We start from the raw sequence: 11,663 nt of genomic DNA, 5'->3' as shown, positions 1-11,663 counted from the left end.
CACTAATTTACTTTTTTTTGCCATCAATGTCAATTTTTTAACTTTATGTATTCGTATTTTTATAGCCGATGAAGCTGCTAAAGCAAGTATACTATTTCTTAATCTATACCAACCTGCTTATCGCAGGTGCTGCAATAGCGCAGTCCGCATTGACATATCTATTCTTCGACGCTCCTTTTGATTATCCCATTATGATGATAGAAGGTGCTGCAACCTTGTTGCTGTATAATTTTAGTATGTTACTCTCAAAACCTCGAGAACCTGAAAAATCAGCATATAGGCGTACACGGTGGATATTCAGGAATGAATGGTTATTGTGGTTGAATGGTGGGATAGGAATCGTGGTGCTAGGGTATGCCGCGTGGCATATCCATTTGTATAGTTTGTTCTTCCTAATAGGGATAGGGGCTATGAGTGTGGCGTATTCTATTCCAATAATCCCCTATAAAGGGAAATGGGTCGGATTTCGCCAGCTGCCCGGCATGAAGATTTTTCATATTGCGTTCATCTGGACATTAAGTTCAGTGTGTTTGCCGGTTTTTGAAATGCATTTGGATGGATTAGGGGTTGATTTACAGTTATTCCAAACGCTTTTTGTGCTGAAGTTTATTTTTTTGCTGATTTGTACATTACCTTTCGATATTCGGGATATCCAACAAGATTCCTATTATCATTTAAAAACGATACCGAATATGCTTGGTGCAAATAGGGCGATTTTATTGTGCTATGCACTTTTAATAGTGCATAGCGGTATCGTGCTGCTATTCGATATCCAATTGAAAGTGCAGATGGGAATATTGACAACAAACCTGTTTATTGCGATTGTGCTTAAACAGGTTGTGTTCCGAAATGCAAATCGTTATCATTATGCTTTCTTGTTGGACTTTGCGTTAATAGCACAGTTTTTAATTGTTTATTTGTTTGTATAAAATCCTATAATTTTATCGGCTATAATATCTGACAGTTTATAATAACTTTCGAATGTCCAACCGGCTACATGTGGGCTCAACAGCACATTATCCCTAGAAATAAGGTCGGCGTACCAGTCCGTTTCGCCGAGCGCTGGGAATTTTTCAATAGGTAATACATCAAATGCTGCCCCTAAAATTTTACCGGTATCCAGGTGTTTCAAAACCGATGGGATATTTGTTATAGCGCCCCTGGCGCCCATCAGAAAAAAGATGGGTTTGCGGAAATGAAAGAGATATTCATCATCTACCATCCCTCTGGTTTCACGTGTCAGCGGAATATGAAAACTTAACACGTCCGCTTGGCGGACAACTTCTTCCATTGAAACCTCTTTGGCATAGGCATCGGAAAACCCAGTTTTGTATTTGTCATATGCAATGACATTAACGTCAAAACCTGAAAGTTTTTTCGCCATTGCTTGCCCATTATGGCCATACCCGATTAGCGCTACTGTTCGTCCTTTTAATTCATATCCGCGGTTTTCTTCCCTACACCATTGTCCAGTACACACCTCTCGATGTCCACGGTTTAGGTTGTTCATTAAGACCAGTAGCATTCCGATCATGTGTTCGCCAACAGCGTCCTTATTACCGTCGTTTGCCGGGAATAGACGAATACCTTTCGAAGCGGCATATTCCTCATCAATGTTGTCCATTCCTGCGCCTGGACGGGCAATAAATTGTAGGTTGGTGGCGAGGTCAAGAAAGGATTCGTCGACTTGAAATTTCGAACGGATAATCAATCCCGTATATTGTTGGATAACGTTTTCGGCATCCGCTCTGCTGAAGCTAGGTTGATAATTGTAAGCTATTCTGGCTTCATCCAACTTCTCTAATAGTATGTGGTGTATATCGTCTACAATAAGAATATTCATTTTTTAACTAAAGTTTTATACGTAAATAATTATTGATGAGCTCGCAAGCTCGGTTTCTCTTTTAAAGGCCATATGGAATATCAAGGTTATATTACATTCGTGTTGGTGATTTTGTAATTATGGATATTTCATGAAATCTACAGATAATAACTTGTCCAGATTTTTTTGAGCTATTTTGGCGGGCATGAGCTTCATTAGCATATTGCGTATGCTAATGAATATGCTATTGTCCCATTGTGCGATCTCTCCGATCCGCCTGGAAGTATCCGTAATATATTTTGTTCGAGACAGTCTTCTTTTCTCAAACGAGGAGAACGCCTTCTTAACATCTTGCTTCAATCCCAGTTCATCCAATAGAACAGCGACATCCTCTAAAGCCTGGCAGGCACCCTGTCCCATATTGGGCGTCGTGGCGTGTCCGGCGTCACCAATAAGGAGAATATTATCATAAGCCAGATGTTTGAGCGGTTCGATGTCTACAATGTCGCTCCAAATCAGTTCGCGATCCTTAGTATGCGCTAAAATAGCAGGAATAGGAGCGTGGTACGATTGAAAGTGTTTTAACAAATCGCTGACTTTGTAATCTCGATATATAGGATTACCAGGCGTAGCATTTATACATGCATACCAATAGATACGATTATTGCTTAAAGGTGTCATCCCAAATCTTCCTAATTTCCCCCACGTTTCGGTTCCTTTATCTAATGTCATCTCCGTATTATCAATGGTCGCGCGCCAGCAGGTATATCCCGAATAGCGAGGTTTGGAGGATGGTATGAGTTGTTGTCGGAGTGGAGACCTTACCCCATCAGCAATAATTAAAAAGCGTGCTGTGTGTTGTGTGCCGTCTTCAAAAAACAAGGTAACAGTATCAATATGCTGTTCTAATCGCGTAGCTTTTTTGCCTAACTGTAGTTTTTGAGCTTTGATTTTAGATAGCAGGAAAAGGTGTAAATCCGCGCGATGAATGGCAAAATTTTGTTGTTTATACTTTTTACTGATAGCATGGGTGTCCGGAGATGCCAAAAGCTGCCCTTTATCGTCTAAAATATGGTAGCTATCCAAGTAATAACCTATTTGTTCTACTTCAGTTCTCAAGCCAAGTAGGTCTAAAGCACGCATCGCATTTGCTGCCAGCCCAAATCCTGCACCGATTCCCTTCAGTTCTTTTGTCTGCTCAAAAAGTACAAAATCCTTATCGATTTGTTGGAGAGCTATGGCCATGGCAAGCCCTGCCACACCACCACCTACTATGGCGAAATCACTATCTATCGTTTTGGTGTATGGCATTCGTAATTTCATTTGTTAAAGCAACAAAATCTTCAACCGATAATCGCTCTGCTCGGAGCTCATATAATGGATTGTCGCTCATTCTATCTTTTGGAACAACAGCAGATAGAGCGTTTCGTAACGTTTTGCGTCTTTGGTTAAAAGCCGCTTTTACGACACGCCAAAATAGTTTTTCGTCACAATCAAGTGTTTTACGGTCGTTTCTTGTCATTTTCATAACACCCGAAAGTACTTTGGGAGGCGGATTAAATGCTCCGGCTTTTACCGTGAAAAGATACTGTACATCGTAATAAGCCTGTAAGAATACGCTGAGAATGCCGTATTCTTTATTACCTGGTTTTGCCACACAACGTTCCGCTACCTCTTTTTGGAACATGCCGACCATCTGTACTACACGCCCGCGCTCCTCCAAAATCTTAAATAGAATCTGCGAAGATATATTATACGGGAAATTGCCGATGACCGCCATTTTATCTCCAAAAAAATGACCGAAATCCAGTGTAAGAAAGTCTCCGTGAATAAGTCTGTTATCCAACTGTGGATATTTATCTGCAAGAAACGTGATGGATTCATCGTCCACGTCAATCAGCCACGTTTCATAGGCGTCTTTTTGAAGTAAAAAATCAGATAGCACGCCCATGCCAGGACCTACTTCCAATACCTGTTTAAACCCCAAAGCAGGTTCAAGGGCTTCCACAATCTTCTGTGCAGCATGCTTATCGTTTAGAAAGTGTTGCCCTAAATGTTTCTTTGCGCGTACGGTACTCATTCGTTGAGGGGATGTTGAGTTACAAAAATAAAAATTATTCTGCTACATTCTATACATACCTGCTCTATACTTTCTTTAGATCAGATTCGCTCGCTGTTCGGGGGGCTGTTCGGACATTTACCGGGAATTTACCGTGTAGCCAACGAGTATTTACTGCGGTTTACTCGGTAAAATGTTGTAAAAAGTAAAGCTTTTTATTTATCTTAAATTTTGTAATTTTGATTCAAAGCTTTCGGAAAATGAGTGAAAAACTAAAAATAGGTATTACCGTAGGGGATGTAAACGGCATCGGATTAGAAGTGATTATTAAATCGTTGATGGATAATCGGGTGTTGGATTACTTTACGCCGATTGTATATGGTAATACTAAAGTTGCTTCATTTCACCGAAAAGCGATTGGTGTACAGGATTTTAGTTTCAATGTCATTCATCATCCGGATCAAGCAAATCCTAAACGTGCCAATATGATTAATTGTTGGCAAGAAGACGTGAAAATTACATTGGGTGAACAAAATGAAATCGGTGGGAAATATGCTTTTCTTTCTTTGGAGAGAGCTGCGGAGGACCTTCGTAATGGTAAACTCGATGCTTTAGTTACTGCGCCTATCAATAAGCACAATATACAGCAAGATGGTTTTCATTTTCCGGGACATACTGAATATCTGCAATCTAAAATGGAAGCATCTGATGTCTTGATGTTTATGATTGCTGATGAGCTTCGCATAGGGGTTGTTACCGGGCATATTCCTGTCAAGGAAATTGCGGCTGCTATAACAGCGGAGGCTATTTTACAGAAATTACGGATGATGAACGAAAGTCTTAAGAAAGACTTTTGGATGGAGAAACCTAAAATAGCTGTACTTGGATTAAATCCCCATGCGGGAGATAATGGATTAATCGGTACGGAAGATGAAGATATTATTGCGCCGACTATCCAAAAAGCAAAAGAAGAAGGGATTTTCTGTTTTGGACCTTATCCTGCCGATGGTTTTTTTGCAAGCGATACGTATACCAAATTTGATGGTGTCTTAGCGATGTACCACGATCAGGGGTTGATTCCATTTAAACATATTGCTTCTCGTAAAGGGGTTAATTACACTGCGGGCTTACCTATCGTTCGTACATCTCCGGATCATGGAACGGGCTATGATATTGCCGGAAAAAACTTGGCTTCACATGAATCTTTCCTAGAGGCGATTTTTTCTGCTATTCATATTGTGAAACGCCGCCGGGAGCAAGAAGAACTCGTCGCCAATCCGCTGCCATTCCGCCGCCTATCAAAAGATAGGGATTAGCAAGAGGCGGTTTGTACGAAATAATCTGTATTTTTGCCCGCTGTAGGCGTTGAGCCTAGAGAAGAAGCTATGCGAGAAAATTTACAACATCCTATTTTTCAAATAATCAGAGATTTAGCGGATAAAGAAAAGGTCGAATGCTACGTTGTTGGCGGATATGTCCGTGATTGCATCATGAAACGGCCTTTTAAAAACGACGTCGATTTGGTTGTAATTGGAAGTGGGATTGATTTTGCTTCGAAGCTCGGCGAAATTTTACATACTAAAGTTGCGGTCTACAAAAGTTTTGGAACAGCCATGTTGGTATATGATGGCATTAACTTGGAGTTTGTAGGCGCCCGGAAAGAATCTTACCGTTCCAATTCCAGAAAACCCATTGTCGAGGATGGTACGCTTGAAGATGATCAGAACCGTCGGGATTTTACGATTAATGCGATGGCGTATTGTTTAAATGCTGATCGTTTTGGTGAACTTGTAGACCCTTTTGGTGGGGTGGAAGATATTCAAAACCGTATTATTCGGACACCGCTTGATCCGGCTATCACGTTTTCTGATGATCCGTTACGCATGATGCGCGCCATCCGCTTTGCGACACAACTTAACTTTAAGATTGATGTGAAAGCGATTCAAGCTATCGCGGAAAATGCGGAACGCATTAAAATTATTTCTAAGGAGCGTATTACAGATGAACTGAATAAAATCGTCATGGCGACTAAACCATCCGTTGGTTTCCGCTATCTATTCGATACCGGGTTGCTGAAGATTATTTTTCCTGCGATGTCCAATTTACATGGGGTCGATACAATAGACGGACGCGGACATAAAGACAACTTTTACCATACATTGGAGGTTTTGGACAATGTGGCGTCCCTGTCGGACGATCTATGGTTGCGGTGGGCGGCGATTATGCATGATATAGCCAAGCCTGCCACCAAACGATATGATAAAAGAGTAGGATGGACCTTTCACGGTCATGAAGATCGCGGTGCAAGGATGGTACCGAAGCTTTTTGCTGAACTGAAACTTCCGCTCCATGATAAGATGAAGTTCGTCCAAAAACTGGTGCAACTACACTTGCGGCCCATTGTGTTGGCACAAGATATTGTGACGGATTCGGCCGTACGCCGATTGCTGTATGAAGCAGGTGATGATATTGATGCCTTAATGCTACTGTGTCATGCCGATGTGACCACCAAGAATGAGTTTAAGAAGAAAAAATACCGTAATAATTTTGAGCTGGTAAAACAGAAATTGAAAGATGTAGAAGAGCGGGATAAAATCCGGAATTGGCAACCTCCTGTATCGGGGGCGGATATTATGGCACTTTTTGAAATAGGGCCGGGGCGTGTGGTCGGTACAATCAAGAATGCGATGAGAGAAGCCATTTTGGAGGGAGAGATTCCTAATTCTCGTGAAGAGGCATTGTCTTTTATTCTAAAACAGGGAAAGCATTTAGGTTTATCACCCAAAACGAATACAGCACTTTAATTTTTTAAAAATTATTGTAATTTTAACCTTTGTATAAACGATAAACTAAACGATACGATTAAGAATGGCTATTTACAGATTTCGAGTAACTTTTGAGGATTATGAGGATGTATATCGGGAAATAGATATGCCTTCGAAAGCTACATTTTTAGAATTGCATCAGGCTATCCATAACGCTACCGGCTACACTCCAGATGTTTCTTCGTCATTTTATGTGAGTAATGATCAGTGGAAAAAAGGGACAGAGATTGCTTTTCTGCCTACGGAAAGAAAACAGAGTAACGGTGTGCTGGAAATGGAGGGTATTCGTTTGAGTAAGTTTATCGACGATCCACACCAAAAATTTTATTATGTCTATAACTTTGACCGTCCTTATGACTTTCATGTGGAGCTGATTAAAATTTTAAAAGAGGAAGATGGTAAGGAATACCCATTGGTATCTAAGACGGTCGGAACGGTGCCCAAGCAAGTTGCCGCTGCGAATTTTCCGTTATCGACAGCCGATGATGAGGACGATGAGGAAGAAGATTTACCGACAGATGACACAGAATACGGCGTTGATGAAGATGAAGACTTCGATTTATTTGACGGCGAAGACGAAGGTGGAGGAGAAGAAGGAGAAGGGACCAGTGGTGCGGAAGATGAATATTGATGGCAGGTGGTCACACAAAGAGATTAATCGTAGTCGTCGGGCCTACCGCGGTAGGAAAGACCACTATGGGTATTGCACTGGCCAAACATTTTAAAACCGAAATTATTTCTGCAGATTCCAGGCAATTCTATAAGGAGATGTCTATTGGCACGGCAAAGCCGGATGTCAATGAGCTTACGGAAGCGAAACATCACTTTATTGATTCCCATACAATCGAGGAAGAATATTCGGCGGGGGATTTTGAAAGAGATGCATTATCCTTGTTGGATACCCTATTTGAAAAGCATGATGTGGTTGTGATGGTAGGTGGATCTGGGCTGTTTGTACGCGCGGTCTGTGAAGGGTTGGATGATTTGCCAAAAGCTCCAGCTGTGGTACGCGAACGTTTGAATGGTATTTTTGAACGGAAGGGACTGGAGTCATTGCAACAGAAACTTAAAGAAGTTGATCCCGATTATTATCACCACGCGGATATACATAATCCGCAGCGCGTCATTCGTGCGTTGGAAGTGTACGAAGCAACAGGGAAACCCTTCTCATCCTACCGTGTACGGGAAATGGTTGAACGTCCGTTTGAGATCATAACCGTTGGATTGAATATGGATCGGCAAATGCTATACGATCGCATCAATCTACGTGTGGACATGATGATAGAAAAGGGATTGGTAAATGAAGTGCGCTCGCTGCTATCCTATCGGAACAAACCGGCATTATTGACAGTTGGTTACGCGGAGATATTTGATTTTATTGATGGGGAAATTACACTGGAGGAAGCTATTTTCCGTATTAAACAGAATTCCCGGCGTTATGCAAAAAGGCAGATTACTTGGTTCAAAAAATATGGGAATACGGTATGGTTTGAACCTGATGATTGGAAAGGGATTTTATCTTTTTTAAGGTAGGGTTCAACCCTACCTTAAAAAAGATCGTTAGATGATAAAATTCCATCCAAAAGGATCATTTATCTTACCGTATCGAAGTTGATTTAAATAATCCAATACTTTGTTAGAAAACTCTCTTCCTTCTACCGGCGGCAACTCGTAGTCTTGCCCTTCATAACCAATTCTGGAGATATGCGTGACTGTCGCAGCGGTTCCGGCAGCAAAAGCCTCTGATACGCGACCATCCTTAATGCCGTCAGTCAATTCTTGTACGGAAACTTTACGTTGTTCTGCTTTGTATCCCCATTTTTCGGCGAGCTCCATGATTGTGCGGCGGGTAACACCATGTAAGATTGTATCACCATGTGGTGTGATAATCGTATCGCCGATACGGAAAATCAAATTGGCTGTACCCGCTTCTTCTACATATTTATGCTCATTGGCATCTGTCCACATAATTTGGTCATACCCCTCGTCGTTTGCCAATTGGGTAGGATATAGCGACAGGGCATAATTTCCTGCATTTTTCGAAAATCCAACACCACCTTCTGCAGCACGTGTGTAATACGTTTCCACTTTTAAGCTGATTGGTTTACTGTAATAGGCACCTACCGGACAAGTGATAATAGCAAATGTATACGATTTAGAGGGATGCACACCCAGTGCGCCTTCGGTTGCAAACATAAACGGACGGATATATAAGGATGTACCTTCCTGTGATGGTACCCAGCTGCGATCCACATCCAATAGTGTTTTCAGGCCGTCCATAAAAATTCCCTCCGGAACTTCCGGCATCTGAAGGCGTTTTGCAGATTTGTTGAAACGTTCCCAGTTTTTATCCGGACGGAATATACTTACTGTTCCATCGGCAAATTTGTAACCTTTAATTCCTTCAAAAATAGCTTGACCATAATGCAAGGCAGACATCGATGGATTGACCGTAAAGTCTCCATAAGGGACGACAGCTACATCTTGCCACGCACCGTCATCATATGTGGCGACTAACATGTGGTCAGACATGATAGCACCAAACTTCAAATTGCTGAAATCTACTTGCGAGAGTCTTGATTCTTTCGTTGGCTCTACGCGAATGGAATAGGTATTCGTATCGCTCATCACATTAAAATTTTTAATGTGTGCAATTTAGGAAAAAAGTACGAATATAATTAAGTATTGATTATTTTCAACAACGCGTCAAGATAGGTTCTTTCATTCGCCAGACGAGGGACCTTGTTTTGGCCTCCAAGTTTCCCACGGCTTTTCATCCACTTATAAAAGGTATCCTGTTCTGCTTGGTGAACAATGGGGTAAGCTAATGCCAGATCCTTGAAACGCTTGGCGTCGTAGTCGGAATTGATTTCCCGCAGTGTATTATCTAATGTATCGCAGAACGTTTGAAAATCGTTGGGCTGTTTTTCAAATTCGATAATCCATTCATGCGCACCAGCCTCCCCGTTTCTGAAGTAAACAGGACCAGCGGTATAATCACGGATAATAGCTTCCGTTGCACGACAAGCTATCTGCAACGCGTGTTCTGCATTATCTACGATAAGCTCTTCGCCAAAAGTATTGATGTAGTGTTTCGTGCGTCCGGATATTTGAAAACGATAAGGTGATAAAGAAGTGAATTTGATGGTATCTCCGATCTTATAACGCCATAAACCGGCGTTCGTTGATATGATCAAGGCGTAATTCTTTCCAATTTCTACTTCGTCTAATCGCAACGTTTTGGGATGCTCTTCCAATGCGTGCTCCATGGGGAGAAACTCATAATAAATGCCGTAATCCAACATGAGTAAGAGGTCTTCGGAGTCCGATTGGTCCTGCAAACCAAAATATCCCTCGGAAGCGTTATAGTTTTCGAGGTAATACATGTTATCCGAAGGTATCAGTTGTTTGAATAAATCCCGGTATGGTTTAAAGCTTACGCCGCCATGCCCATAAAACTCCAAATTGGGCCATACTTCCAAAAGATTGCTTTTGCCTGTAATTTCTAATATCCGCTTAGCCATGACGATATTCCAAGTTGGAACACCGGCGAGGCTGGTGACGTTCTCCTTAATGGTAATCTGTGCAATTTGTTCAATTTTTTCTTCAAAATTCGGATTTAAGGTCACTTCCAAATTAGGTGTGCGCTTAAATTCTGCCCAGAACGGCAGATTACGTATTAAAATGGAAGACAAATCGCCATAATACGAATCCGGACTGAAGTTATTGATTTGAGAGGATCCGCCGATCACAACCGATTTACCTGTAAAGACTTTATTTTCTGGTTTGTTGTGGCAATAAATAGACAGCATATCTTTCCCGCCTTGATAGTGGCAGTCTTCTAGCGCCTCCATACTCACGGGGATAAACTTAGACCGATCCGAAGTGGTGCCTGATGATTTTGCAAACCATTTGATATCGGAAGGCCATACTAAGTTTTGTTCCCCTTTGATCATGCGGTCCACATACCCTTTAATATCATCGTAGTCTTGGATCGGAACACGATCTTTATATTCTTCTGGTGTAAGGATGCTGTTGTAGTCGTATTTTTTTCCCCACTCGGTCGCTTCTGCCGTGGAAATTAAACTTTGAAACCATTCTTCCTGCACATCATGGGGATATTTCATGAAAAGCTCAATCTGATGAATGCGCTTTTTCATAATCCATGTGAAGAGAGAATTTAGTAATGCCATGTATAAAGGATCCTATTAGCTAGTTTTATAGTTTTTTTCTTCTCAATTCAAAATGACGTCCCAAATAGAATTTTCGTGCTAATTCATTATCTGCAATTTCTTCTGGAGTCCCCGTAAGCATAATCTTTCCTTCCGTCAACAGATAGGCTCTATCGGTGATGGACAATGTCTCCTGTACATTGTGGTCGGTAATCAGTACACCAATGTTTTTCCGCTTGAGTTTAGAGACTATTGTTTGTATCTCTTCCACGGCGATAGGGTCTACGCCGGCAAACGGTTCATCCAATAAAATAAAATGTGGGTTTGCCGCTAATGCCCTAGCGATCTCCGTGCGGCGCCTTTCTCCTCCTGATAAAAGATCTCCACGGTTCTTTCGAACCCTATGCAAACTGAATTCTGTCAATAGTTCTTCCAGTTTCTCGAGACGTTCCTCTTTATTTTTATAATGTATTTCTAAAACAGCCAAAATATTGTTTTCTACCGATAGCTTTCGGAATACAGATGCTTCTTGTGCTAGATACCCAATCCCTTTTTGCGCACGCTGAAACATAGCATCTTGTGTGATTTCCTGGTCGTCTAGAAAAACATGACCGTCGTTTGGTTTAATTAAACCAACAATCATGTAAAACGACGTTGTTTTTCCAGCCCCGTTAGGGCCCAGCAATCCGACAATTTCGCCTTGTTCAACGTGAAAAGACACATCATTGACAACCGTCCGTTGTTTATATTTCTTGATTAAATGTTCTGCCTTTAAAATCATCTAC

At 41.5% G+C, this 11,663-nt stretch carries 11 protein-coding genes; 5 read left to right on the top strand and 6 right to left on the bottom strand.

Annotated features, from left to right (window positions below; all coding sequences use genetic code 11):
* Positions 1–68 precede the first annotated feature (68 nt).
* Complete coding sequence (locus tag EWE74_RS19125) at positions 69–929, top strand: UbiA prenyltransferase family protein (protein WP_130143265.1); 861 nt, start codon at positions 69–71, stop codon at positions 927–929.
* Here the strand turns inward: EWE74_RS19125 and EWE74_RS19120 are convergent.
* From EWE74_RS19120 to rsmA, 3 genes are all read right to left on the bottom strand, one after another.
* Positions 914–1,843, bottom strand: a complete 930-nt coding sequence (locus EWE74_RS19120; protein WP_130143264.1) for an NAD(P)-dependent oxidoreductase — start codon at positions 1,841–1,843, stop codon at positions 914–916. The two genes, EWE74_RS19125 and EWE74_RS19120, sit on opposite strands and share 16 nt — an antisense overlap.
* A gap of 117 nt (positions 1,844–1,960) precedes the next feature.
* Positions 1,961–3,145 (bottom strand): FAD-dependent monooxygenase, encoded by a 1,185-nt coding sequence (locus tag EWE74_RS19115; RefSeq protein ID WP_239018723.1) that lies wholly within the window; start codon positions 3,143–3,145, stop codon positions 1,961–1,963.
* Entirely contained in the window at positions 3,108–3,902 is a 795-nt protein-coding gene (gene rsmA / locus EWE74_RS19110) for a 16S rRNA (adenine(1518)-N(6)/adenine(1519)-N(6))-dimethyltransferase RsmA (RefSeq protein WP_130143263.1), read from the bottom strand. Before rsmA ends, EWE74_RS19115 begins: the two co-directional genes overlap by 38 nt.
* A gap of 239 nt (positions 3,903–4,141) precedes the next feature.
* Between rsmA and pdxA the strand changes: the two genes are divergently transcribed.
* From pdxA to miaA, 4 genes are all read left to right on the top strand, one after another.
* The gene (gene pdxA / locus EWE74_RS19105) at positions 4,142–5,197 is read left to right on the top strand and encodes a 4-hydroxythreonine-4-phosphate dehydrogenase PdxA (RefSeq protein WP_130143262.1); all 1,056 of its coding nucleotides are present in this window, start codon (positions 4,142–4,144) and stop codon (positions 5,195–5,197) included.
* 69 nt (positions 5,198–5,266) lie between these two features.
* Positions 5,267–6,685 carry a CCA tRNA nucleotidyltransferase gene (locus EWE74_RS19100; RefSeq protein ID WP_130143261.1) on the top strand — a complete coding sequence of 473 codons (1,419 nt, stop codon included), beginning with the start codon at positions 5,267–5,269 and terminating at the stop codon, positions 6,683–6,685.
* Positions 6,686–6,749: 64 nt separating this feature from the next.
* Positions 6,750–7,337 carry an IS1096 element passenger TnpR family protein gene (locus tag EWE74_RS19095; RefSeq protein WP_130143260.1) on the top strand — a complete coding sequence of 196 codons (588 nt, stop codon included), beginning with the start codon at positions 6,750–6,752 and terminating at the stop codon, positions 7,335–7,337.
* Positions 7,337–8,239, top strand: coding sequence for a tRNA (adenosine(37)-N6)-dimethylallyltransferase MiaA (gene miaA / locus EWE74_RS19090; RefSeq protein WP_130143259.1), 903 nt, complete (start codon positions 7,337–7,339; stop codon positions 8,237–8,239). Before EWE74_RS19095 ends, miaA begins: the two co-directional genes overlap by 1 nt.
* A 27-nt stretch (positions 8,240–8,266) precedes the next feature.
* Here the strand turns inward: miaA and EWE74_RS19085 are convergent, their stop codons facing one another.
* The 3 genes from EWE74_RS19085 to lptB are packed head-to-tail and all read right to left on the bottom strand — an operon-like array spanning position 8,267 to position 11,659.
* Positions 8,267–9,334 (bottom strand): branched-chain amino acid aminotransferase, encoded by a 1,068-nt coding sequence (locus tag EWE74_RS19085; protein WP_130143258.1) that lies wholly within the window; start codon positions 9,332–9,334, stop codon positions 8,267–8,269.
* 50 nt (positions 9,335–9,384) lie between these two features.
* Positions 9,385–10,899 (bottom strand): GH3 auxin-responsive promoter family protein, encoded by a 1,515-nt coding sequence (locus tag EWE74_RS19080; protein ID WP_130143257.1) that lies wholly within the window; start codon positions 10,897–10,899, stop codon positions 9,385–9,387.
* 25 nt (positions 10,900–10,924) lie between these two features.
* Positions 10,925–11,659, bottom strand: coding sequence for an LPS export ABC transporter ATP-binding protein (gene lptB, locus EWE74_RS19075; protein WP_105717006.1), 735 nt, complete (start codon positions 11,657–11,659; stop codon positions 10,925–10,927).
* Between the last annotated feature and the right edge of the window lie 4 nt (positions 11,660–11,663).

It is taken from the genome of Sphingobacterium corticibacterium (assembly GCF_004208525.1).
In the GTDB taxonomy this organism is placed as follows: Bacteria; Bacteroidota; Bacteroidia; order Sphingobacteriales; family Sphingobacteriaceae; genus Sphingobacterium; species Sphingobacterium corticibacterium.
Note: the sequence above shows the minus strand (reverse complement) of the source record. Positions and strands in the feature narration are given on the sequence as shown.